This window comes from Spirosoma sp. (genome assembly GCF_048594605.1).
Classification (GTDB): Bacteria; Bacteroidota; Bacteroidia; order Cytophagales; family Spirosomataceae; genus Spirosoma.
In genome coordinates this window covers 1-23345 of record NZ_JBMDWV010000369.1, presented here as the reverse complement: position 1 = coordinate 23345, position 23345 = coordinate 1, and the positions used below count along the sequence as shown (strand labels likewise).

23 protein-coding genes and 1 tRNA gene are annotated in these 23345 nt (G+C 46.4%); 9 read left to right on the top strand and 15 right to left on the bottom strand.

What is annotated here, in order from left to right; translation table 11 throughout:
• On the bottom strand, positions 1–669 hold a 669-nt coding region (locus ACOJS8_RS23185), incomplete at its 3' end, for a proton-conducting transporter membrane subunit (protein WP_420150938.1).
• Positions 670–761: 92 nt separating this feature from the next.
• Positions 762–1106: an NADH-quinone oxidoreductase subunit NuoK gene (nuoK, locus tag ACOJS8_RS23180; RefSeq protein WP_420150937.1), complete on the bottom strand. Its 345-nt coding sequence runs from the start codon at positions 1104–1106 to the stop codon at positions 762–764.
• Positions 1107–1392: 286 nt separating this feature from the next.
• Between nuoK and ACOJS8_RS23175 the strand changes: the two genes are divergently transcribed.
• The gene (locus ACOJS8_RS23175) at positions 1393–2322 is read left to right on the top strand and encodes a hypothetical protein (protein WP_420150936.1); all 930 of its coding nucleotides are present in this window, start codon (positions 1393–1395) and stop codon (positions 2320–2322) included.
• Between the two features lie 9 nt (positions 2323–2331).
• Here ACOJS8_RS23175 and ACOJS8_RS23170 read toward each other — a convergent pair whose 3' ends face one another.
• From ACOJS8_RS23170 to ACOJS8_RS23145, 6 genes are all read right to left on the bottom strand, one after another.
• Positions 2332–3153, bottom strand: coding sequence for an exonuclease domain-containing protein (locus ACOJS8_RS23170; protein ID WP_420150935.1), 822 nt, complete (start codon positions 3151–3153; stop codon positions 2332–2334).
• Positions 3154–3256: 103 nt separating this feature from the next.
• A complete protein-coding gene (locus ACOJS8_RS23165) occupies positions 3257–4837 on the bottom strand; it encodes an FAD-dependent oxidoreductase (RefSeq protein WP_420150934.1) in 1581 nt (526 codons plus the stop codon).
• 190 nt (positions 4838–5027) lie between these two features.
• Positions 5028–5420: an ExbD/TolR family protein gene (locus tag ACOJS8_RS23160; protein ID WP_420150933.1), complete on the bottom strand. Its 393-nt coding sequence runs from the start codon at positions 5418–5420 to the stop codon at positions 5028–5030.
• 83 nt (positions 5421–5503) lie between these two features.
• Positions 5504–6214 (bottom strand): MotA/TolQ/ExbB proton channel family protein, encoded by a 711-nt coding sequence (locus ACOJS8_RS23155; RefSeq protein ID WP_420150932.1) that lies wholly within the window; start codon positions 6212–6214, stop codon positions 5504–5506.
• A gap of 188 nt (positions 6215–6402) precedes the next feature.
• Positions 6403–6849 (bottom strand): helix-turn-helix domain-containing protein, encoded by a 447-nt coding sequence (locus ACOJS8_RS23150; RefSeq protein WP_420150931.1) that lies wholly within the window; start codon positions 6847–6849, stop codon positions 6403–6405.
• Between the two features lie 30 nt (positions 6850–6879).
• Positions 6880–7269, bottom strand: a complete 390-nt coding sequence (locus tag ACOJS8_RS23145) for an AraC family ligand binding domain-containing protein (RefSeq protein ID WP_420150930.1) — start codon at positions 7267–7269, stop codon at positions 6880–6882.
• Positions 7270–7415: 146 nt separating this feature from the next.
• Here ACOJS8_RS23145 and ACOJS8_RS23140 point away from each other — a divergent pair, with 146 nt between their 5' ends.
• From ACOJS8_RS23140 to ACOJS8_RS23115, 6 genes are all read left to right on the top strand, one after another.
• Positions 7416–8321 carry a dihydrodipicolinate synthase family protein gene (locus tag ACOJS8_RS23140; RefSeq protein WP_420150929.1) on the top strand — a complete coding sequence of 302 codons (906 nt, stop codon included), beginning with the start codon at positions 7416–7418 and terminating at the stop codon, positions 8319–8321.
• 83 nt (positions 8322–8404) lie between these two features.
• A complete protein-coding gene (locus tag ACOJS8_RS23135) occupies positions 8405–9409 on the top strand; it encodes a 4-hydroxyproline epimerase (protein WP_420150928.1) in 1005 nt (334 codons plus the stop codon).
• A gap of 104 nt (positions 9410–9513) precedes the next feature.
• Positions 9514–10761, top strand: coding sequence for an NAD(P)/FAD-dependent oxidoreductase (locus ACOJS8_RS23130; protein ID WP_420150927.1), 1248 nt, complete (start codon positions 9514–9516; stop codon positions 10759–10761).
• A gap of 154 nt (positions 10762–10915) precedes the next feature.
• Positions 10916–12541, top strand: coding sequence for a DUF885 family protein (locus ACOJS8_RS23125; RefSeq protein WP_420150939.1), 1626 nt, complete (start codon positions 10916–10918; stop codon positions 12539–12541).
• 62 nt (positions 12542–12603) lie between these two features.
• Entirely contained in the window at positions 12604–14163 is a 1560-nt protein-coding gene (locus tag ACOJS8_RS23120; protein ID WP_420150926.1) for an aldehyde dehydrogenase (NADP(+)), read from the top strand.
• A gap of 107 nt (positions 14164–14270) precedes the next feature.
• Complete coding sequence (locus tag ACOJS8_RS23115; protein WP_420150925.1) at positions 14271–14603, top strand: hypothetical protein; 333 nt, start codon at positions 14271–14273, stop codon at positions 14601–14603.
• 84 nt (positions 14604–14687) lie between these two features.
• Here ACOJS8_RS23115 and ACOJS8_RS23110 read toward each other — a convergent pair whose 3' ends face one another.
• From ACOJS8_RS23110 to ACOJS8_RS23090, 5 genes are all read right to left on the bottom strand, one after another.
• Positions 14688–15308 (bottom strand): ABC transporter ATP-binding protein, encoded by a 621-nt coding sequence (locus ACOJS8_RS23110; RefSeq protein WP_420150924.1) that lies wholly within the window; start codon positions 15306–15308, stop codon positions 14688–14690.
• 80 nt (positions 15309–15388) lie between these two features.
• Positions 15389–16183: an acyl-ACP--UDP-N-acetylglucosamine O-acyltransferase gene (gene lpxA, locus ACOJS8_RS23105; RefSeq protein ID WP_420150923.1), complete on the bottom strand. Its 795-nt coding sequence runs from the start codon at positions 16181–16183 to the stop codon at positions 15389–15391.
• Positions 16184–16264: 81 nt separating this feature from the next.
• Positions 16265–17659 carry a bifunctional UDP-3-O-[3-hydroxymyristoyl] N-acetylglucosamine deacetylase/3-hydroxyacyl-ACP dehydratase gene (locus tag ACOJS8_RS23100; RefSeq protein ID WP_420150922.1) on the bottom strand — a complete coding sequence of 465 codons (1395 nt, stop codon included), beginning with the start codon at positions 17657–17659 and terminating at the stop codon, positions 16265–16267.
• Between the two features lie 64 nt (positions 17660–17723).
• On the bottom strand, positions 17724–18752 hold the full coding sequence (lpxD, locus tag ACOJS8_RS23095; protein WP_420150921.1) for a UDP-3-O-(3-hydroxymyristoyl)glucosamine N-acyltransferase: 1029 nt from the start codon (positions 18750–18752) through the stop codon (positions 17724–17726).
• 168 nt (positions 18753–18920) lie between these two features.
• Positions 18921–20177 carry an HD domain-containing protein gene (locus tag ACOJS8_RS23090; protein WP_420150920.1) on the bottom strand — a complete coding sequence of 419 codons (1257 nt, stop codon included), beginning with the start codon at positions 20175–20177 and terminating at the stop codon, positions 18921–18923.
• Positions 20178–20306: 129 nt separating this feature from the next.
• Here ACOJS8_RS23090 and ACOJS8_RS23085 point away from each other — a divergent pair.
• Positions 20307–20380, top strand: a tRNA-Ile gene (locus ACOJS8_RS23085).
• Positions 20381–21153: 773 nt separating this feature from the next.
• Here the strand turns inward: ACOJS8_RS23085 and ACOJS8_RS23080 are convergent.
• Together ACOJS8_RS23080 and ACOJS8_RS23075 are read right to left on the bottom strand one after the other, a co-directional pair.
• Entirely contained in the window at positions 21154–22050 is an 897-nt protein-coding gene (locus ACOJS8_RS23080) for an IS3 family transposase (RefSeq protein WP_420150919.1), read from the bottom strand.
• The gene (locus tag ACOJS8_RS23075) at positions 22047–22346 is read right to left on the bottom strand and encodes a transposase (protein ID WP_420150918.1); all 300 of its coding nucleotides are present in this window, start codon (positions 22344–22346) and stop codon (positions 22047–22049) included. Before ACOJS8_RS23075 ends, ACOJS8_RS23080 begins: the two co-directional genes overlap by 4 nt.
• A gap of 476 nt (positions 22347–22822) precedes the next feature.
• Between ACOJS8_RS23075 and ACOJS8_RS23070 the strand changes: the two genes are divergently transcribed.
• Entirely contained in the window at positions 22823–23158 is a 336-nt protein-coding gene (locus ACOJS8_RS23070; protein ID WP_420150917.1) for a helix-turn-helix domain-containing protein, read from the top strand.
• Positions 23159–23345 lie beyond the last annotated feature (187 nt).

Sequence of the window (23345 nt, the reverse complement as noted above, 5' to 3'; positions counted from 1 at the left end):
CAGCACTGTTTTATCACCTATCTCCAGACTGATCGCTTGCTTAAAAATATCGACGTATTCAACAGTACCGAACGTATTGATCAATAGGAATATGCCAAGCAAAAATCCCAAATCGCCAATACGGTTCATAACAAAGGCCTTACGGGCCGCATTATTATAGCTGACGTTCTTGTTCCAGAAGCCAATAAGGAGATAAGAACAGAGCCCAACGCCTTCCCAGCCAATGAACATGATGACGTAGTTGGAACCCATCACCAGCAAGAGCATAAAAAAGATAAAAAGGTTTAGGAAAGCCATAAACTTGCCGAAACCTTCATCATGGCTCATGTAGCCAATGCTGTACAGATGAATCAACGAACCAACTCCCGTTACGACCAGCAGCATCAGCAACGATAACTGATCGATCTGAAACGAAAAATTGTTATGCAGATCACCAACGCTGATCCACTCGAAAAGATTCGCGATAAATGGGCCAGCCTCACCGATTCGACCTGCATTGCCAATGAAAGCGCCAAATAAATAAGCTGACGTCAGAAATGAAGCTAGCACTGCTACCGTAGCAACGGCTCCGGCCAATCCTTTTGGCACCTGGCGAAATCCAAGGCCATTGATGAGAAAACCAATGAGCGGGAAAAGCGGAATTAAGGCACAGAGTAATTCTATTTTCATCAGTTAGTAGTCGATAGTCGTCAGTCAATAGCCAATCGTTAGTTGTTCAGTTTCAATAACTAAGAATAGTGGCTATTAACCGACGGCTCATTTTACCATTTCAGTTTATTAAGTAATCCCACGTCAATGGAGCGGGTATTGCGATAAATCATTACAATAATAGCCAGACCAACCGAAACTTCAGCTGCCGCAACGGCCATTATGAAAAAGACGAAAACCTGGCCTGCCGGATCGGATCGATAGGACGAAAAAGCAATTAATAGCAGATTGACAGCATTGAGCATCAGCTCAATCGACATAAAGATGATAATGGCATTGCGCCGGGTCAGCACACCAATAATACCAATAACGAATAAGGCGGTGCTGAGAATCAGGTAATACGTGAGCGGTATTTGCTGAATAACTTCCGGAATGAGGACGTCCTGCGTGGGTTGCATGAGTTGCCGGTTAATAGAAAGTACCGCAAAGGTAAAGATTATTCGGTATTGGTGGAAAGGTGTTTTTGTCTCTATTCAGGCTTATCGCAAAATCAGGGCAAAACTATGCTCCCTAAGAAATCATCTCCCAACGATTGGCCCCACCAACTTAGGTAGCTTATCTGTACAAGATTCAGGGGTTTCTACGAACCTCTTATTCCGTACTTCTACGCTAAAAATCTTTCTGTACATAAAATACTTTTGACTAGCCAAAACGCTATTTATCAATTAATAACTGCAATTCATTATGAAACCTTTTCTCGTCAGCATGCTGGTGTTATTTATAGTCGGTTGCAAAAAAAGTGATGAAACACCAGCCGTACCCGAAAAAACAGTCAATGATATCGTACTGACTCCCAAACAGCTAAGCGTTCCAATAAGTACTTACGATACAGGCCCTTATCCAATTCAGTCTGTTCTGGTTGGCAATAACATTTATTTTGGAAATTGGTCGAATACGGCTAAACCGCAATTTTTTGTCCGTTACAACTTAGCCTCTAATTCATTTTCTTCGGCTTTGGCCAAATCCAGTAATGTATGCGGCTGTGGCTACAGTAGTCATCTGATCAGCGACGGCACGAATATTTTTTACATTGCCAATGATGCTACTAAATACACAGCAGCCTCGAATACGTGGGCAAATCTTACGTATCCGGCTACAGCTAAAGACAATGCAGGCGAAGCGGGGGTAGTTTACTATAATGGTAATATTTATTTCGTCGGTGGCCGCACTCCAAGCACACTTTTTAAATACTACAGTATTAGTCAGGACAGATGGTTTACCTCACCTAACTATCTATTTCCAACTACCAGCAGCGAAATGGCCGTGTATAAAGATAGAATCTATGTTCTTGGTGGACAGGGTGCCAAACAGAAGATGGCCTATTTTTCAACCAATACCAATGTTTGGACAGCGCTGAAAGATGTTCCTTTTGAAGTATCGAGTAGTTATGGCAATGTCTTCTCGGCTGTACTGGGCGACTATCTCTATCTGCTTCAGGGTCAGTCGATATATATTTACGACCTCAATAAAGACATATGGGCCACGGAGCCGATCAAATTTGAAGGATTACCCAGCTACGGTAATCTGTTTTCAGACCAGCAAAAACTTTATATCTCCGGCAAGAACGGGGCAAATATCCCGGTTGTCACAGAAATAACGGTGTCATCAAAATAAGGATAATAATTATCGTTTAACCGTCCCTTTACTAAACATACGTAGCCGAATTTCGGTCAATCGGCGCTTGGTATCCAGCGGAAATTCACCTTTAAGTATCCAGTCGTAGAACGAAGGTTCCTTCTGCAATACGTCCAGAACGGGTAGTCCTTTGTGTTTGCCGAAATTAAAAACTTCTTCCCCTTTATCGTTAATAATCATTCGACCGGCCAAATCAATATTATTGTTAGCCGTCAGGCTATGAAGCATCTCAATATTGTTCTCAAACACTACGTCCTGACCACTATCAGTTTTGGCAACCATTCCAACGTATCGTTGTACCTGAGCGTCGAGCACTTCAAGCGTGGCAATGGTATCCGCTTCGGCACCATGAGCACCAATGAGGTCTTTGTTGCAATAGAATTTGTAGGCAGCTGAAAGATTCCGGGGCTCCATAAGGTGAAAAATCCGCTGAGCATCCACCATCCGCCGGTTTTTTATATCAAAATCTACGTTTGCCCGCAAAAATTCTTCGACTAAAAGCGGTACGTCAAATCGGTTGCAGTTAAAACCCGCCAGATCACAGCCGTCCATAAACTGAGCTAACGTCCGGGCAATTGCCTTAAACGGCGGTGCGTCTTTCACCTCGTCATCATAGATACCATGGATCATGCTTGACTCCAGCGGAATTGGCATTCCTGGATTTACGCGGTGCGTTTTACTAACAGCTTCGCCATTGGGCATGGCCTTAATAATACAGATCTCAACAATGCGATCTTTTGCAACATTAATCCCTGTTGTTTCAAGGTCAAAAAAGGCAATTGGCTTTTTAAGAACAAGTTGATGCGTCATAACCAAACCGAAATTTTGCGCGGTCTGATTACAAAGGTAAACAGGTTTCTGCTTTAGTTAAGCCATTCTGGTCGACTTATGGATGAACTAGAACTCGTTCATCTCATGATTTTTTCAATTCGTCGATCCATTGTACGCCTTTCTGGACATTTTCAACGGATGGCATCCGGCCTTCATGCATCAATTCGCGGATAGCAATAATGTCCTGATCGCGTTGAAGGCCAGCCACGGCTTTAATCTGCCCGTCCTGTACATAGAGTGCCAGAAAATTATCGTCATTTTCAGGGTCGCCGTCGTAAATAATATCGTCGATTTCGGTAACGTGCCCAACATAGTTGATTCGCTTACCCTGCTGATTAGTCCAGAAAAACGGGACAGCGTTGTAAGTTTTTTCTTTTCCTGCCATATTCAGTCCCGCTACGTATCCCTGCAAACCGGCGACTTTCCAATGCTCAATACGTTGCAGACCGTCGGCAGTTGGGCAATAAGCCACATCACCAGCAGCATACAGGCCATCTGCAATCTGGAGATGTTCATCGGTTTTTACACCTCCATCTTTTTCCAAAGGTATATCTCTCAGAAAGTCGGTACGTGGTTTCACACCCAGACCAATCAAGACATAATCAGCGGGAATTTTCTCACCATCGTCGAGTACTACGTCGCTTACCGAACCATTGCCTTCAATCCGTTCAACTTTACGGCCAAGATGAAAACGAATACCGGCTTTCTCGTGCCAGCCTTGTATAATCCGACCAATTTTTTCGCCCAATGTTTTCCTGAACGGCACTTCATCCCGGCCTATTACGTCTACCTGACTTCCCAGTTTCTGTAAACCCATAGCCCCTTCCAGACCAATAAATGAACTGCCGATAATTACAACCCGCTTGCCCTGTTTGCCCAGTTCACGCAGTAGCTGGCTATCCCGTAAACTTCGAAGCGTATATACTCCCTTGAGCTCACTTCCCGGATTTGGCAACGCGTTTGGGCGTCCACCTGAACAGACAAGGGCTTTATCGTACGTGATGGTTTTTCCCGACGACAGTTCAATCCGTTTATCGGCAGGATGAAGCGCCATGACGTATTGACGTGTATAAATCTCGATTCCATAGTCCTGATAAAATTCCTCAGAACGTAATGGCATCCACTCATCGGGAGCTTTTCCCTGTAAATAATCCTTTGAGCAGTTTGGGCGATCATAGGGCATCTCCTGGCTTTCGGTCAACATAACAATTCTGCCCGTAAAACCACCTTCGCGCATCGCTTCGGCAGCAAATGCGCCTGCTCCGCCCCCGCCGACAATTACGTAGGTCTCAGAGTTAGATTCGTCAGGTGTTGCCATCGGATTTTCCCGACTTTCCTTGTCGGTTGTCAATCGGACAAAAACCTGGTCGTTTTCAATACGTACTTCGTGCGTAGGTAATCCATTCAGAGCGGGCGACTCAAGCCGATGGCCGTCACGTACATCAAAACAGGCATTATGCCAGGGGCAAATCAGCTTGTGACCGTGTAATAGACCATTTTCCAATGGCGCCTGATAATGGGTACATTTAGGATAAAGCGCATAGAACTGGCCGTCGGCACGAGCCAGTAACACATCCGTATCGCCTACGCGTACCTGCCTAAGTTCGCCATCGGCCATGTCATCAACATGGCAAACAGGAGATTCAGTATAGTTAGCTATCATAAAAGGTTAGGTTTCCCCTATAAACTACTGAAGACTAAGATTGATTTTTAGTTTAAGCGAAAGCCCCCATCAGGCCGTTTTTTTAGTCAAAAACTTTTGTTTGCTACGTAGTGACTGCTCCTCCGGCCAAACAAAAAAGCCGATGCAACATTGCATCGGCTAAAAGCATTATTATCTCTCTTGACTTGAATTACTTCGACGTTGCCATTACCATTTTTATATTCAATTTGGCGCCCGTTTGTAATACGTCCACCAAATCCTGAACGGTCAGGGCTTTATCGAAACGGACCACTACGGTTGGTTCGGCAATACCAGCCATAATTGTCTTTAATTCGTTTTCCAGATTAGCCGGATCAACAGGTTTTTTGTCAATAAAATACTGCTTGTTGCCATCTACCGATAACGTCACCTGCTTCTTGCTTAGTTGCTGCGACGATGCCGCTTTGGGCAGCATCAGTTTAATCACATTTGGGTTTGCTACGGTCGAGATAATCAGGAAGAACAACAGCAGAAAAAACATGATGTCGTTCAACGACGACGTAGCAACTTCAGCAGCAAACTTATTTTTTCGACGGAGTTTCATGTTGGAGTGATGAACAATGAGTGATGAACGATGAGTGATAGATCTGTAAATAACACGCATCGTTCATCACTCATCACTTAAGTTTACCTCATTCGGGCGGGTTCGTTAGTTGGTTTCTGAAGGACTTCAATAAACTCGAACGCGTTCATTTCAAGGGCGAGCGTAAACCGTTCGATCATCATGTTGAGCAGGTGATAGCCCGTATAGGCAATTACCCCCACAATCAGACCCGCACCCGACGTTATCATTTTTTCGTACAGACCACCGGCAATAATCCCAACGCTGATATTGTCAGACAGAGAAATGTCGTAGAAAATGCGGATAATCCCCGAAATCGTTCCGATAAAGCCCAACATCGGTGCAATACCGGCGATGATTCCCAGATAACCCATGTTACGTTCCAGCCGCGACAGTTCGATTTGCCCAACCGTTTCGACCGTACTCTCGATTTCGCGGATTGGCGAACCGATACGCCCAATCGCTTTCTCAAAAACACGGCCCATGGCGGTACGTTGATTTTTAGCGAACGACTCGGCTGATTTGATATTCCCCTGAGCCACCATATCGCGGATGTTATCGATAAAATTGGCGTCAGATTTCGTTTGCGAACGAATGACGAAGTACCGTTCGAAAATCAGATACAACGTAGCAAAGAACAAAATCGCGATGGGAATCATAACCCAACCGCCTTTGGCTACTAGATCAAACAGTTGCAAACTTTGGGGTTGAGGAGCCGCTGTGGCCGACAGCGATGCGGTTGAAGTATCAACGGCCGGAACCTGGAGCAAGAGCATACGAACGAGTCGGGTAAATAGATGAGGATTAGTCAGTGATCGTTTTGAAACAAACGCGTTGGTTTGATCGGATATTGTTGTCAAAGATACGTAACCCGCCTGAAATCGAAATAGAAAATTAGTCTATTGGACCTAAGACCTGCCTGTAATCTTCCCTCCTGACTCCATTCTTTTTGTCTGATAGGCCTCTACATATGGTAGCGACGAATGTACTCACCCGGCGGCATACCCATAATGCCTTTAAACTGACGATTAAAATTTGACAGATTCGTATAACCGCAGCTAAAAGCAATCTGACTGATCGTTTGTTTCGATTCTCGTAGGTGCCGACAGGCGTGTTCAATACGGACTTCGTTTAGCAGATGTGAAAACGTTTTGCGCGTATGCTGCCGAAAAAAGCGGCAGAAAGCTCCCGGCGTCAGATTAGCCACACAGGATACGTCTTCCAGCGAAACAGGCGAGGCATAATGCTGAAAAATAAATGAAAATACCTGTTCCAGCCGCCGGTGATCGTCGGGCCGGCGCGGTTGTTCATAAGCTGTTATCGACAGTATCTCTCGATTCGGGTTAGTTGATAACGTATCCAGAACCCGCAGTAAGCCCATAAATTGCTCAAACGGACGTAGTACAGGCAACGTTTCCAGTTGTGCAGCCAGCGGATCATTCTACGGGCATCGAAACCGTACGCCCTGTCGGGATTCCTGCAAAAGCTCCTTCAGATGCCTGGTTTCAGGCAATCCCAGCACGCTCATTTCCAAAGGCTCTGGCCGAAACAGGATGGAAACCAATGTGGAACGTAGCGTTGAATGAGGCTGAAAATAATCAGGGTCACTACGTAGTACGTGTGGCAAATTGGCTCCCAGCAGCAACATATCGTAGCGCCGGAATCGATCAATCCTGTCACCAGCAATCAAGGTCCCTTCCCCCTGCTGAATAAGCGTCAGCTGAATTTCCGGATGAAAATGCAGTTTTCCATAAAAATGAGGTAAATCGTCCTGCTCAACTCGAAACGAACGATCATCAATTGACGGAACTTTGAACAGCAGCGGCTTCATTGGTAGTGGTTTGACAAGATTTACTCTCTAATAAGTTGAATATAGTGAAAATAGTATCATAACCGACTAATTAGCCATCACTCTAGTTCCCCAGTAATTCAGAAATTTGATTAGTCGATTCTATTCTTTAAAAATCTGCAAACCGTATGAACGTATCTGTCCAGTGGGAAGGCGTATATCCCGCACTACTAACTCCTTTCACGGCTGATGATCAGCTGGATATTCCGCTTTTTGAAAAAAACCTTCAGGCACAGCTCAGTGCCGGTGTGCATGGATTTATTATTGGCGGTTCATTAGGAGAAGCCAGTACGTTGGAAACGAACGAAAAAATTGAACTGCTGACCTCAGCGCTTGCTGTTAGCGATGGAAAAGTACCGGTGCTGGTCAACATTGCCGAACAGGCTACCAAACAGGCTATTTCGCGGGCGCACGAAGCCGAAACCAACGGCGCAGATGGCCTGATGCTGCTTCCTCCCATGCGCTACCCTGCCGATGCCCGCGAAACCGTTACGTTCTTCAAGGCCGTAGCGCAGGAAACCTCATTGCCGATCATGATTTATAACAATCCATACGATTATAAAATCATGACCACCGTAGCGATGTTCGAAGAACTGGCCAAACTACCAAATATTCAGGCCGTTAAAGAATCCACCCGCGACTTGACCAACGTAACACGGATGCGGAATGCATTCGGCGACCGTTACAAGTTGCTGGGCGGTGTCGATACGCTGGCGCTGGAAGCGTTACTACTGGGCTGCGATGGCTGGGTTGGCGGTCTGGTCGATGCGTTTCCGCAGGAAACCGTTGCGATTTATGAACTCGCCAAAGCAGGTCAGGTGGCCGAAGCGCTGGAAATCTATCGCTGGTTCATGCCCCTGCTCGAGCTGGATATTCATCCGAAATTAGTGCAATACATTAAACTGGCTGCTACGGCTACTGGCCTCAGTTCCGAATACGTACGCGCTCCTCGCCTACCGCTCATTGGTGCCGAACGAGAGCAGGTTCTAACCATTATTGAAACAGCTTTGGCGAAGCGGCCCGTTTTCGCATAAAAATGATTGAATTGTGAAATGATTGACCAAGTAAGCGCCAGTCATTCCACCATTCAGTCATTCCACCATTCAATCATTACTCCATGGCCGAATTCCATTTTTTCTGCATTGACGCACACACCTGCGGCAATCCGGTGCGGGTTGTTACGGGCGGAAGTATCCCATTTCTGCAAGGGGAAAATATGAGCGAAAAGCGTCAGCATTTTCTGCGCGAGTATGACTGGATTCGCACGGGGCTTATGTTCGAACCGCGCGGCCACGATATGATGTCGGGAAGTATTTTGTACCCGCCTACCGATTCCGCCAACGACGCTGGTGTGCTCTTCATCGAAACATCGGGCTGTTTGCCCATGTGCGGTCATGGCACAATCGGTACGGTAACCGTTGCCATTGAGCAGAATCTGATACGTCCCAAAACGCCGGGTGTTCTGAATCTGGAAGTCCCCGCCGGACTGGTTCGGGCAGAGTACCAGCAGAATGGGAAAAAAGTAACGTCAGTCAAGATAACTAACATCAAATCGTATCTGGCAGCTGAAAAACTGACGGTCGACTGTCCTGAACTCGGGACGTTAACGGTCGACGTAGCGTATGGCGGAAATTTTTATGCCATCGTTGATCCGCAGGCTAACTTTCCGGGCCTGGAACATTACAAAGCAGAGCAGCTCATTGGATGGGCGCGGGTCATGCGCCAGCGCCTAAACGAACAATACACGTTCGTTCATCCTGAAAATCCGACGATTAACGGATTGAGTCACATCCTCTGGACGGGCGAGCCGCTACAACAAACATCCACCGCCCGAAATGCCGTTTTTTACGGTGACAAGGCCATTGATCGTTCGCCCTGTGGAACTGGTACGTCGGCCCGGATGGCGCAATGGTACGCACAGGGCCGACTAAAACCCGGCGACACGTTCGTGCATGAAAGCATTATTGGTTCCATTTTCAACGGACGTATTGAAGCTGAAACCGAACTGGCTGGCAAGCCCGCTATTGTGCCGAGTATTGAAGGCTGGGCCAAAATTCACGGCTACAACCACATCATTCTGGACGAAGACGATCCATACGTACACGGCTTTCAGGTAATTTAATAATTGAATGATAGAGTGATCGAATGATTAAATAGGGTTTACACCAACAATTTTCACTCAATCGCTCTATCATTCAATCAGTCAACTATTCAATCATTGGTTCAATGGCACACATTGGTATTGTCGGTGGGGGTATTATCGGACTTTGTTCGGCGTACTATCTGCAAAAATCAGGGCACCGCGTTACGTTGTTCGATCAGGGGCCCATTGCCGATGGCTGTTCGTTCGGAAATGCAGGCATGATTGTGCCCAGCCACATTGTTCCGCTGGCCCAGCCGGGTATGATTGCCAAAGGCATGCGCTGGATGCTAAAATCGACTAGTCCATTTTACGTCAAACCTCGTCTGAATGTCGATCTGCTACGTTGGGGGTGGCTATTTTACCGTCATTCAACACCCGAACACGTAGCGCATTCAATTCCGCTATTGCGTGATCTTAGTTTGCTAAGCAAGCGGCTTTATCAGGATTTGGCGGCCAATGGCGATCTGGAATTCGAATGGCAGGAGCGTGGCCTGCTCATGCTTTACAAAACCGCATCGGCTGAACACGAAATGGTCGAAGAAGCCGACGTAGCAAACCGGGCAGGTATTGAAGCCCAGGTACTTACGGGGCCGCAAGTGCAGGATTTAGAACCAAATACGCAGGTCACTGTACGGGGTGGAATTCTTTTTCCGGGCGATGCTCATTTGAATCCTAATGAGCTGATACGTTCCCTGGTTACGTATCTTCGCAATCAGGGAATCACAATCCTGGAAAATCAGGCCGTAACAGGTTTCGGAAAAACAGGTGCCCGAATTACTTCGATCCATACCTCCCAGGGTAATTATCCGGTCGATGCGCTGGTGATTGCCGGAGGGGCCTGGTCGCCTGTTATTGCTCAGCAACTGGATTTAAATCTGTCCTTGCAGGGCGGGAAAGGCTATAGCTTCATGCTTCGGAACGTAACAAATAATGTACGCGTTCCGGCTATTATGCTCGAAGCCCGTGCCACTGCCACGCCGATGGGCAATGATCTTCGTTTTGCGGGTACGCTTGAAGTGGCCGGCACGGATATGACCGTCAACATGAACCGGGTTCGCGGAATTGTTCAGTCAATTAACCAGTATTATCCAGATATAGCGGTTGAAATGCCCGCCATCGATAAAGTCTGGCGCGGCTTACGTCCGTGTTCACCCGATGGGTTACCGTACATCGGCCCCACGGAACGTTACGACAACGTAGTACTGGCAACGGGACACGGGATGATGGGCCTGAGTCTTGGCCCGGCTACCGGAAAATTGGTAAGTGAGTTAATCAACGGTGCCGCCGACAGCATGGATGTTTCCGGATTCAGCCCCGATCGGTTTTCCTGACATCAGCTTACTAAACTGCGCTACTATGAAAACTGCTACGTTCTATTCTGCGACGGCTTGTATTGCCTTGCTCCTTCTCTGCGTAGAGACAACTAGGGCTCAACCCACTCCGTTAAGCACCATAAATCCGCAAACCAGCGATGCGCATCATCTGATGACCCAGTATGAAGCCGATTACGGTAGTTTAAGCCGATTTTACGTTGTTACCGGCTCGCCGGAACGTAGAGAGCGTTTTCAGAAGCTGACCAACGAGTATCTAACGCAGTTGCAAAAGCTGGACTTCGATCGGATGAATACCGACAGCCGGGTCGACTACATTCTGTTTCGGCGCGATTTGCAGGAAAATTTACAAAAACTGTCGCAGGAAGCTTCCGAGCGGGAAAAAATTAAAGCCTGGTTTCCTTTTGCGGATTCGATTTATGCGGTCGAAAAACTACGCCGTCGTGGACACGTATTGAATGCGCAGGCATTAGCCGTCAACCTGGCAGCCCTCGGCCCGCAAATTGCAGTTGCCCGAAAAGAAATTGAGAAGATTGACAAACTCGATCCGGCTTTGATCCGTCGGGCAGAATCCACGGCGCAGGGCTTGCAGAAGGCGCTGAAAAGCATTTATACTTTCTACAACGCTTACGATCCAACCTTTACGTGGTGGCTCAATAAACCTTATCCCAAAGCCGACAGCTTGTTGACTGCTTACAGCGATTTTTTCAGGAAAAAATCCAGAGATGCTACGCCGACTAAAGATGACGGTAGTGGTATTGCAGGCGTAGCGGTGGGCCGGGATGAATTGCTACGTCAGCTACAGATTGAAATGATTCCCTATTCACCGGAGGAACTGGTCGAGATTGCGAACAAAGAGTTTGCCTGGTGCGACCGCGAATTGCTAAAAGCGTCGCAGGAAATGGGGTCTGGCCAAAATTGGAAAGCCGCTCAGGAAAAGGTTAAAAACAGCTATGTCCCCGTCGGAAAACAGCCTGAAATGATCCTACGGCTTTACAACGAATCGGTTGCGTTTCTGAAGGCGAAAGACCTCATTACGATTCCCCCGATTGCCGAAGAAACCTGGCGTATGACGATGATGACGCCAGAACGGCAACTCGTCAATCCTTTTTTTCTAGGGGGCGAAGTCATCCAGATTTCGTACCCGACAGATGGTATGGCGCATCCCGACAAATTGATGAGTATGCGGAGTAATAACCCGCACTTTTCGCGCGCTACGGTCCATCACGAACTGATTGCCGGTCATCATCTGCAGATGTTCATGAACAATCGATACAAAACGTACCGACATTTTGATACGCCCTTCTGGGTCGAAGGGTGGGCGTTATACTGGGAAATGCTCCTTTGGGATCTGGGCTTTCCACAATCGCCCGAAGATCGTATCGGCATGCTTTTCTGGCGAATGCATCGTTGCGCCCGCATCATTTTTTCGCTTAATTATCATCTTGGCAAATGGTCGCCCCAGCAGTGCATCGACTTTCTGGTCGACCGGGTTGGTCACGAGCGAGCCAATGCGGAAGGCGAAGTTCGGCGGTCATTTGTGGGTGGCTACCCTCCTCTTTATCAGTTGGCTTACATGACGGGTGGCTTCCAGTTTTTGGCTCTTAAAAAAGAATTGGTAGACAGCGGCAAAATGACCTATAAACAGTTTCATGACTCGGTTATGCAACTCAATGAAATGCCAGTAGAAATGATACGTGCCATTCTTACCAATCAGAAACTACCGAAAGATTTTAAAACAAACTGGCGCTTTTATGCGCTCGAATCGACAGCCCGATAGCACGCTACGTCAGAAAATCGGGTTACTTTTGCCCCACTTAGTTTAGCCATTTTCCATTCGTTATGACGAACGCACTTGCAACTAATTCATCCTCTACTGACTCATTTCAGGGTATCAATCCGGCTACGGGTGAATCATTACCTGGCTTTTTTCAGGAAGCTACGGCCGACGAAGTAGCCCAGGCCTGCGAACAGGCATCGAAAGCCTTTTCTCAGTACCGGAAAAAAACCGGTGCTCAAAAAGCGCACTTTCTGGAACAGATTGCCGCTGAGATCGAAGCGCTCGGAGATGAACTGTTAACCCGTGCCCAGGCCGAATCTGGCTTACCCCTGGCACGATTGACGGGCGAGCGCGGACGTACCGCCGGCCAACTTCGTTTATTTGCGGAGTACCTGCGCGAAGGGTCCTGGGTTAATGCTCGTATTGATACGGCTATGCCAGAGCGCCAGCCCCTCCCCCGCCCTGACCTGCGTCAGATGCTACGTCCACTAGGCCCAGTTGGTATCTTCGGATCCAGTAACTTTCCACTGGCCTTTTCGGTAGCGGGTGGCGATACAGCTTCAGCACTGGCTGCGGGTTGCCCGGTTGTTGTGAAAGCGCACCCTGCGCATCCCGGTACGTCGCAGCTGGTGGGCGAGGCCATCCAGCGGGCGGTTGACGTTTGTGGAATGCCCGCTGGTACGTTCGCGCTAGTACACGGACGCACTACGGCCGTAGGCATGGCTATTGTTGAGCACCCGGCCATCAAAGCGATTGGTTTTACCGGATCGTTACGTGGTGGTAAAGCCCTGTTTGATGCAGCTGCTCGTCGTCCCGAACCGATTCCGGTTTATGCCGAAATGGGAAGCACCAACCCGGTTTTCTTTTTGCCTAATGTATTGAAGGAAAAAGGTGGCGCTCTGGCGCTGGCTTACGTCAATTCCGTTACGTTGGGGGTCGGGCAGTTTTGTACAAATCCTGGTTTGGCGATAGTACAACAATCCTCGGAGGCTGATACGTTTGTGCAGGAAGCCACTAAAGCTGTTACCAATAGCCAGCCGGCCGCTATGCTGACTCAGGGTATTCAGCGAGCGTTTACGGCCGGACTTGATACATTAAGTCAGGCCAGCGGAGTTCAGGTGTTAGCTCAGGCCGCAGCCGTTGAAAGTTTTGCAAATGGGACGCCAACCCTCCTGACAGCCAAGGCTGATACGTTGCTGGCAAATCCTTTAATTGCTGAAGAGGTGTTTGGCCCCAGCAGCGTTGTGGTTGAAGCAACCAATCGGGAGCAGTTGCTTGCGGTAGCGAAGGAGTTGGAAGGTCATTTGACAGCTACGGTTTATGGAACCGATGAGGAGTTGCTGGAATACGCTGATCTACTTGAAATTCTGGAGCAGAAAGTTGGCCGTTTGCTCATTAATGGTTTCCCGACCGGCGTTGAGGTGAGTCATGCTATGCAACATGGAGGGCCCTATCCCGCTACAACCGACTCCCGATCGACATCAGTAGGGACTAATGCGATTTTACGTTTTGCCCGTCCGGTTTGCTATCAGAACTTCCCAGATGCGCTGTTGCCGGACGAACTTAAATCCGACAATCCGTTACGTATCTGGCGCCTGGTAGACGGGAAATGGACGAATTAAACCTGTACGTCGGATTGGGGAAAGATCAGGCTATAAGCTGATTTATGTCATGTGGGGCCAGAAGCAACGTAGCGTACTTTGTGTCATCAAATAACCGCACAAAGATTATGGCAACCCTTGCTCAATCAACAACTGCTTACACCAACGCTGCCGAAACTACCTGGTCAACGACGTATAAAAATTTTGTGGCAAACGCTGAATTCAATCGCTTCGGCTGGGCTGCTACGGCACTTGCCATTCAAGGCTGTGTTTTGTCACCGACATTGTTGCTGCTGATGGCTTATTTTGGTGGTGGCGACTGGCAGTTTCTGGTTAGTATGTTTTGTTTTCTATTAGTGCTGGTTCCGATTCTGTCGGCTATGTCAGTCAAGTATATTTTTCCGGCGTTTGCTACCAGTTTTGTCATTCACCTTACAATAATTGTAATTGATCTACTGTAACCAGTTTATACTTTAAAAGACACAAAGCAGAACGAAAAATAACGTTCTGCTTTGTGTCTTTACTGTTTACTGGAAGCAAAAAAGCTATCTCTTCCATTGCATTACGTCCAATATGTTCGGGCAGAATTCATACTCCTCAGGTTGATTAGACCCAATCAATAGCAACTGACCGGGAGAGAGTTGCCGAACCTGATCTTGATACCAGTTCATACCCTGGCGGTCAAGGTTGGATGTTGGTTCGTCGAGAATAACTACTGGCGATTCAGAGAAAAAAGCCAAACCAAGTTTCACCCGCTGTTTCATGCCTGACGAAAAATACTTGATTTCTTTATGCCTGGCATGACTGAGCAATAATCGGTCGGCAACCATTTCAAGAGTAAGCCCTTGCTTAAAAGGTTTAAATGTTTGATGAAATATTAATAGTTCATCGAGCGTCAGCTCTTCGACCAGCTCAAGATAAGGAGCCGCTATACTGACCTGACGAAACCAATTGTCAGGTTCTACAACTGTATTATTCAGGGAATAAATTAGTTGTCCTTCCGTTGCCGGCAGATTTCCTGCCAAGAGTTGTAATAAAGTTGATTTTCCACTGCCGTTTGGCCCAACAAATGTATAGCTTGTTCCGGCCATCAGGATCAGATCTACATGCCGGAAGATCCACTCTTTCCGGTATTTTTTGCCTATCTGTTCAGCAGTTATTTCCATAAAATGAATAACATAAAATAAACAATGGATAATGGTACTTCATAGAAATAGCCATTATCCATTGTTTATTTTACAGGATACTATTCTTTTTCACCATTCGAGGACGGACCGCGCATAATTCCTCGTTCTGAACCACGTATGAAATTCACGATTTGATCACGCTCGTCTGACGGGGGCAACTCAAGCTCAATTTGCGTCAGGGCGTCGGCATTATTCAGACCACGCATATAGATGTAGCGGTAGATTTCCTGAATCTGATTAATCTTATCGTTTTCAAAAGCACGCCGACGCAATCCTATTGAATTTATTCCTGTGTAAGACAGGGGCTCGCGAGCAGCTTTCGTGAACGGGGGAACATCTTTCCGAACCAGCGAACCGCCCGAAATCATAGCATGAGCGCCAATCTTTACCCACTGATGCACTGAACTTGACCCGCCAATTATAGACCAGTCGCCCATATGAACATGCCCGGCCATCTGTACATTATTAATGATAATACAGTGGTTACCGATACGGCAATCGTGCGCTACGTGCGCGTAAGCCATAATCAGGCAATTAGACCCGATCTCTGTTTTCCAGTGCTCTTCCGTTCCCCGGCTAATAGTGGCATACTCACGAATTGTGGTATTATCACCAATATACGTCCGGGTGTACTCATTGTTGAACTTCAGATCCTGAGGAGTCGACGAAATAACCGCGCCAGGATAAATTTTACAATTGCGGCCGATTCGGGCACCTTCATTAATCACCGCATGCGAACCAATCCACGTTCCCTCAGCAATTTCAACGTCCTTATGGATAATAGCAAACGGCTCAATCACCACATTCTGCGCAATTTTCGCTTCGGGGTGAATATAAGCTAATGGTTGAATCATTGTTTTTATTCGTTAGTCATTCGTCGAGCGTCAATAGAAGTCATTGACTTACTAACGACTATAGTCGATCAACTATTGACTTTATTTTTTCTTTACCAAACTGGCAATCATATCAGCTTCGCATACCAGTTGGTTTGCTACGTAGCCCCGGCCCTGCATTTTAACGATACCTCGCTTCATTGGCGAGGTGAACTCACACCGGAATATTACGGTATCGCCCGGCAAAACGTTGCGCCGAAAGCGGCAATTTTCGATTCCAATCAGGTAAGGCCAGTAATTTTCGGGATCTGGAACTGTGCTTAGCACCAGAATACCACCCGTTTGGGCCATCGCTTCGAGCTGTAGAACACCTGGCATAACCGGATTTCCCGGAAAATGTCCCATGAAAAACTGCTCATTCATAGTCACATTCTTAATACCAACCACACTATTCTCATCCAGTGCGATGATTTTGTCAATCATCTGAAAAGGGTACCGATGAGCCAGTATCTGTGAAATTCGATTGATGTCCAAAATAGCCGGTTGTGTCGGGTCGTATTGAGGGACCTGATTAGCAGCGTTTTTCTGAATGAGCTTCTTGATTTTTTTGGCAAACGCTACGTTAGCCGCGTGACCGGGCCGGGCAGCTAAAATTTGCGCTTTAATGGGTCGACCAATCAGCGCCAGATCGCCCACTACGTCGAGAAGTTTGTGGCGGGCCATCTCATTGGAGTGATGCAATTTGATGTTATTCAGAATACCCTCCTGTTTGTTGACACTCACTTTGGGCTTATGAAGCAAATCAGCCAGGTAGTCCAGCTCGCCATCCTGCACATCACGATCTACAATGACGATAGCATTCGTTAGATCTCCTCCTTTGATAAGATTTTGCTTATAGAGCGCTTCCAGCTCATGCAGAAATACAAATGTGCGGCTGCTGGCAATCTGATCGGGAAACTGGCTAATATCATTTAGCGACGCGTGCTGACTGCTAATCACTTTCGAATTGTAGTCAACCATCACCGTCAGCCGATAGTCGTTTAATGGCAACGCTGCCATCTCGATATCTTTTTCAGCGTTTCGGTAATGAATGTACTCATTGACCTCGAAGTAATTACGGGTAGCGTTCTGCTCTTCAATACCGGCACTACGTAGCGCTTCAATAAACTGAATCGACGAACCATCCATAATAGGGGGCTCAGGGCCGTCTAATTGAATGAGTACGTTATCCAACTGTAATCCAACCAGTGCTGCTAACGTATGCTCTACGGTATGGATTCGTGCTCCGCTTTGCTCAATAGTTGTGCCCCGCGAGAGATCCACTACGTTATCAACATCGGCGTCTACAATAGGTTGCCCAGGCAGGTCAATACGCTGGAATTTATAGCCATGATTCGTGGGGGCTGGCAGGAATGTCATCGTTGCCGAGACACCAGTATGCAAACCTACTCCCGATACCGAAACGGCCTTTTGAATCGTCTGTTGTTTCGTATTCATTATCAGTCGTTAGTCGTTGTCAACAGCTAGCAATAACTGGCACCTGTCAACTGACGACTTATACCTATTTTTCGTTTTTCTTTTCCAACTTCGTAACCCGCTGTTCGAGATCAGGTAGTTTCCGAAAAATGGCTAAAGAGCGCATGCTTTCTTTTAAACCGAAAGCAGGTGAACTGTTAATTGATGTTCCTGGCTCTTCAACGCTTTTACCAACTCCCGATTGTGCTCCAACTTTGGTACCGTTGGCAATAGACAAGTGGCCTGCAAAACCGACCTGCCCGGCAATAACACAATTTGAACCGATTTTTGTGGAACCTGATACGCCCGTCTGAGCAGCTATTACTGTATTTTCGCCAATCTCTACGTTGTGCCCAATCTGAATCAGGTTATCTAGTTTTGCACCTCGACGGATAATAGTTGACCCCATCGTAGCACAGTCGATGGTTGTGTTAGAGCCCACATTGACCGAGTCTTCCAGAATCACATTACCCAGCTGCGGAATTGGCTTATATGTACCGTCGGACTGGGGAGCAAAACCAAACCCTTCGCTGCCAATTACGGCGTTCGGATGAATAACACAATGCTTTCCGATGATGCAATTGTCCAGAATACGGGCACCAGTATGAATTATCGTATGATCACCGATACGTACATTATTACCTATGTAAGCATGCGGATATATTTTCACGTTTTGCCCGATCTGACAGTTTTTACCGATGTACGAAAATGCACCCCGATAACCCTGTCCACCCGTCTGACTCCCTTCCCCGATATAAGATGGTTCTTCTACACCAATCCGGAATAAATTCATCTGTCGATTGTATTCCTCCAGCAATCTGGTGAAAGCCGAGTAGGAATTTTCTACAAATATCAGGGCAGATAAAACAGGTTTTTTAGGTGCAAAAGATCGATCAACAATCACCGCAGAAGCCTGGGTTGTATACAGATGCGGTTCATATTTAAGATTTGACAAGAACGAGATGTCACCTGGTTTTCCTTCTTCTATTTTGGCTAAGCCAGTGATTGCCAGTGCATCATTCCCGGCGACTTCGCCCTCTAGCAGTGTCGCAATCTGCTTGACTGTAAACTTCATATATCTAATGACGGCCGTCGCAAAACACTCGCTGGTAGCGAGCGATTAGGGCGCTAAGGTAGCTAACAAATTGCACTTTTCGTATAAGATCATCCGAAATTGTTTCCCGAAACAAGCTATCTACTACTCAATCCATTAGATAGGCTGACTGGATAATATAACGTCACCTCAACTTACCGACTGGCTGATAGAAATTCCCTTTGCCCAGCAGACATAATATCGGCGGACGATATTGGTCAATACCTGAATGTTGGATAAGTCTGAAGCATCGGCAATATCGATAACCTGTCCCGTTTTAAGCTTGATAGCAATACGGTCTCCTGAAGGTAAATAAGCAGCGTTAGTGGCCTGACCTTCAATCAGAAAGTAAGATATAGTTTCGGCAGTGAATCCGTCCTGACGTAATTGTTTTTCAAGTTCATGCAGAAGCTCACCCTGGAATGGCTCCGTTGAAAGCATAATCTTGAATAGTTTCCGATCAAGAAGCATCTGGCATAAAGTTGAAAGTACCAGATCAGGGTGTAGCGCCCACTGTTTAATGCACGACCAGATATCAAAGTCATCTAATTTAGTGAAGGCCTCCAGATACAGCCGATTGGTTTGAAAGTCAGCCATTGAAACACTATTGCGCAAAAAAAGCCGGAACGTATCAGGTGCATAGACAGGATCGGGTCCATTCTGACGAATCAAAAATCGGGCTCGGCGCAAAACCTGAATTAGCATGGATTCACAGCAAATAGAGGTTTTATGCAGGTAGACCTGCCAGTACATCAGTCGCCGGGCATTCAGGAAATTCTCGACACTCAAAATCCCTTTAGCTTCGACTACTAGCTGATCATCAACTAAATCAAGCATTTTAATAATACGTTCGGCTCCAATCGCGCCCTCCGCCACGCCCGTATAGTATCCATCACGATTGAGATAATCCATACGGTCCATATCCAATTGGCTCGAAATAAGCTGATGGAAAAAAGGCCGCTCATAAGTACCCTCAAACATCTGGATAGCCAGCGATAATGACCCGCCAAATTGCCGATTCAGCTCCCGCATAAGCATCAATGAAATTTCCTCATGCGGAACATTATCCAGCAAGCAGCATTCGAGCACATGCGAGAACGGACCGTGCCCAATGTCATGAAGGAGAATAGCAATTTGGGCGGCTTCGCATTCCGCATCGGTAATGCGATGACCTTTACTTTGAAGAGTGCTCATAGCCTGACCCATCAAGTGCATAGCTCCCAATGCATGATGGAACCGAGTATGCAGAGCACCCGGATATACGTACTCTGATAAACCTAACTGTTTGATTCGTCTAAGCCGCTGAAAATAAGGATGCTCAACCAAATCGAAGAGCAATTCGGTCGGGATTGTTATGAAACCGTAAACGGGATCGTTTAGAATTTTTTTCTTATTAGGCGTTGCCATCAAGCAAAGATAGTCAGGCAATAGTACCTAATGACTAAAGGTTATGTTTAGAAAATCGATTTAGTTATGCAGTTGTGTCCAGAAAATTTGTAGTTTTGCACCGTTGAATTTGAGCGATCAATCAACAACGGGCTTGTAACTCAGTTGGTTAGAGTGCCTGACTCATAATCAGTAAGTCCCAGGTTCGAGTCCTGGCTGGCCCACCTCATTATCATCCGCTTAGCTTTTAGCTAAGAGGCTTATTTATTTTCAGTGCAATACAACTTGCAATACATTTTGATAAGATACGGTAATTTGTTCTGTCTTGTTATGCAGAAATGATAAACCATTTTACCAAACCAGTTATTTGGTATAAATAACCTAAATTCACCAGTTATACATAGAGCTATATTAAATAGCTTACAGTTTATTTATCAGAGGCGTAATAACTTTATAATCAAAGTACTAGGGGCTTTAATATTCTTGTGACGAGTGCCTCTTCTTCCGATAAGAATAAACCTCAAGGCAGTTGAAGATTTACGTATGAGCTTAAATACGCTTAGAATTACTCTTCTTACAATAACATCGCCTTTAGGTGATCGTGCAGCAATAGCAAATAATAGCATAACTAGATACACACAGCTTCAAATAAATGTAGTTTCTATTGAATAAAAAATGCGCAGAGATAGAATCCGGCAAACAGCCGGGGGAGGTAGAAAAAGGGGGGAGATGGGCCTATTGGCAAACCGGTAGTTCCCGCCTACGCTCGTGTTACGCTTCTTGCATACTACGCTTTTAACGGACGAACGGACGGATCATACCCCTAGGCACAGTTCCCGTTAGCTGTGCTTTATAAGAAAAGAACTAAATCAAACATTGATTTAAACGCATTTATCGCTTTCTCTTACCTAGCCTTGGGTACAAAATAGCTAGCTAAATTCGGTTGTACAAATAGCAGTAACTACCTGCTCTTAGGAACATACTGAGGTGGTCCGGTTTAGCGGCACACTGAATTTGTCAGATTTGTATAATACTCCTGTTCAAACTGTTCAGGGCTTATGTAGCCCAGTGACGAATGCTTTCTCTCCCGGTTATAATAGACCTCAATATAGTCGAAGAGTTCGGTGCGTGCATCATCGACGCTCAGAAACGCTCCGTCTTCCAACAACTCCGCCTTCAGGCGGCTCCACAACGATTCTGCAAAGGCATTGTCGTAGGGATCGTCGGCCCGACTCATGCTGGGCCTAATGTGCCATAGACGTATTAACTCTTTTAACTCCGCCGATATGTATTGGCCACCCCGATCTGAATGGACGACCAGCCTCATAGCAGGTTGACGTACCTGCAAGGCGCGACCTAGTGGAAGCACAACCAGTTCATCTTCCATTGTTTCGCCCACTTGCCAACCCACTACTTTACGCGAGAATAGGTCCATCCAAACGGCCAAATAAGCCCATCCGCCCTTGACCAGTGGTAGGTAAGTTATGTCGCTAACCCAAACTAAATTAGGCGCTTGAGGTAGCGGCTGGTCTAGCAACAAATTCGGCCAGTAGCCTTTACTATGCGTGCTATCCGTCGTTCGGGGTACAAATGACTTGGGCTGAATAGCTTGTAGACCACCCTTTTTCATCAGCGTCCTAACCTGATAACGGCCTAACGAGTGCCCTTTTTCCTGCAACTCAGCCGTGATACGTCGACTACCATACCGTCGTTTATGTTTGTTGAAAGTCTGCTCGACTAACCGCTCATACTCCGCTTTTCCAGGAGTTCGCTGATAGCTGGCACCCCGCAGGTATCGATAGTAGGCTGTACGGCTTACCTCCAGCACTGAACATAAGGTTTCAATTGCAAACTCAGCCGCCAACTCTTGGGCCAATTCATAGCGTAATCTCAAGTCTGTCGGCTGATAATGGCTAAGGCTTTTTTTAAGATTTCGCGTTCGGTTTCCAATTGACTAATCCGCTGTAGCAGCCGCTGATTCTCAACTAATGCATCCGAAGCCTGACTCGAAGGGTAGTTTTTTTCTTTCCCTTTTATCCGTTGTTTCCATTTGTAGATGAGGGCTTCACTGATACCCAGCGCCTGAGCCACATAAGCCACGCTCTGGCCGTTAGCAATCATTTTCAGCACGTCATCTTTGAAGGTAGCGTCGTATTTACGCCGTTTTGGGTGTTTGTTTTTAGGCTGCATGACCTTGTAAAATTAGACAAGTTCACTGTGCCGATTTATTAGACCATCTCATACATCTTGTCAGCACCTTAGCATTTTATACTAACATAGAGACAGCCAAGTAAAAAACCTGATAGGTTAAAACTTATAGCCTGAAGGTTAAAACTTATTAGCAAAACCCTTTTTTATATTTTTTAAGGAAGGCATAATTGGTCAATAAGTCCTACGCTTTTCGCCGCTAGCCGCCTAATTAGTAGGCTATTCCACTTGAGTTAGCTCACTTTTGAATCGGTTAATTCAGAGATACTAGCATGGATAGTAGCCGATCAAAAGAGGCAGCAACTGCCAATTAGGCTACTCTGAGAGGACAAGGCAGTAAAAATTTGGTCGATTGTTTTACTTGTCATTGATAATGAGTATATTAAATGAAATTATAAGGACCTTCTACGGGTTCTGGTCATCTATATTTATAACCCAGTTTTTTCCTTGTGAACCCAATGGCGGCTAACGTTCTGCAAAATCATAACCAAAATCCTTATACCACCCACACCAAGCACATCGTCATGTTTACGGCGGATGGCCACAATCTGAAGCTACTCATGGGTATGAGTCCGGTTGCCTTGCGGGTGATGATCTTCCTAGCTAACAGACTCAACGCAAACGGCTATGCCTGCGCCAGTCTGGAGGAGATAGCCAAGGAGTTACACTCCTCCAAAAGTTATGTCAACAAGGGGCTACTGGAACTGGATAAGTGGTATTTTATCACCAAGAAGAAGCGGAGTGAGTATTGGTTGAAGCCCGAAGTGTTTCGTCCAATTGAATTAAGGGTGTAAGCCCCTGCCTTTCACTAGAGACATGGCCTAATTAGTTAGTATTATTGCCGATATTGAGCACTAGCTACTGTTAGAAAAGGTATCACTAAACTTGTGGGCTTAATCAGTATTCGGCTTTTTTTATAATCAAGTATATGATTGCCTTTATCGTTTATGTTGAATACTCCTAATTCAGAGGCTGTTTAGT

Coding starts and splice junctions, on each gene's coding strand:
- nuoK (WP_420150937.1), bottom strand. CDS start 1,106: ATGCAACCCACGCAGGACGTCCTCATTCCGGAAGTTATTCAGCAAATA.
- ACOJS8_RS23175 (WP_420150936.1), top strand. CDS start 1,393: ATGAAACCTTTTCTCGTCAGCATGCTGGTGTTATTTATAGTCGGTTGC.
- ACOJS8_RS23170 (WP_420150935.1), bottom strand. CDS start 3,153: ATGACGCATCAACTTGTTCTTAAAAAGCCAATTGCCTTTTTTGACCTT.
- ACOJS8_RS23165 (WP_420150934.1), bottom strand. CDS start 4,837: ATGATAGCTAACTATACTGAATCTCCTGTTTGCCATGTTGATGACATG.
- ACOJS8_RS23160 (WP_420150933.1), bottom strand. CDS start 5,420: ATGAAACTCCGTCGAAAAAATAAGTTTGCTGCTGAAGTTGCTACGTCG.
- ACOJS8_RS23155 (WP_420150932.1), bottom strand. CDS start 6,214: ATGCTCTTGCTCCAGGTTCCGGCCGTTGATACTTCAACCGCATCGCTG.
- ACOJS8_RS23145 (WP_420150930.1), bottom strand. CDS start 7,269: ATGAAGCCGCTGCTGTTCAAAGTTCCGTCAATTGATGATCGTTCGTTT.
- ACOJS8_RS23140 (WP_420150929.1), top strand. CDS start 7,416: ATGAACGTATCTGTCCAGTGGGAAGGCGTATATCCCGCACTACTAACT.
- ACOJS8_RS23135 (WP_420150928.1), top strand. CDS start 8,405: ATGGCCGAATTCCATTTTTTCTGCATTGACGCACACACCTGCGGCAAT.
- ACOJS8_RS23130 (WP_420150927.1), top strand. CDS start 9,514: ATGGCACACATTGGTATTGTCGGTGGGGGTATTATCGGACTTTGTTCG.
- ACOJS8_RS23125 (WP_420150939.1), top strand. CDS start 10,916: ATGACCCAGTATGAAGCCGATTACGGTAGTTTAAGCCGATTTTACGTT.
- ACOJS8_RS23120 (WP_420150926.1), top strand. CDS start 12,604: ATGACGAACGCACTTGCAACTAATTCATCCTCTACTGACTCATTTCAG.
- ACOJS8_RS23115 (WP_420150925.1), top strand. CDS start 14,271: ATGGCAACCCTTGCTCAATCAACAACTGCTTACACCAACGCTGCCGAA.
- ACOJS8_RS23110 (WP_420150924.1), bottom strand. CDS start 15,308: ATGGAAATAACTGCTGAACAGATAGGCAAAAAATACCGGAAAGAGTGG.
- lpxA (WP_420150923.1), bottom strand. CDS start 16,183: ATGATTCAACCATTAGCTTATATTCACCCCGAAGCGAAAATTGCGCAG.
- ACOJS8_RS23100 (WP_420150922.1), bottom strand. CDS start 17,659: ATGAATACGAAACAACAGACGATTCAAAAGGCCGTTTCGGTATCGGGA.
- lpxD (WP_420150921.1), bottom strand. CDS start 18,752: ATGAAGTTTACAGTCAAGCAGATTGCGACACTGCTAGAGGGCGAAGTC.
- ACOJS8_RS23090 (WP_420150920.1), bottom strand. CDS start 20,177: ATGGCAACGCCTAATAAGAAAAAAATTCTAAACGATCCCGTTTACGGT.
- ACOJS8_RS23075 (WP_420150918.1), bottom strand. CDS start 22,346: ATGCAGCCTAAAAACAAACACCCAAAACGGCGTAAATACGACGCTACC.
- ACOJS8_RS23070 (WP_420150917.1), top strand. CDS start 22,823: ATGGCGGCTAACGTTCTGCAAAATCATAACCAAAATCCTTATACCACC.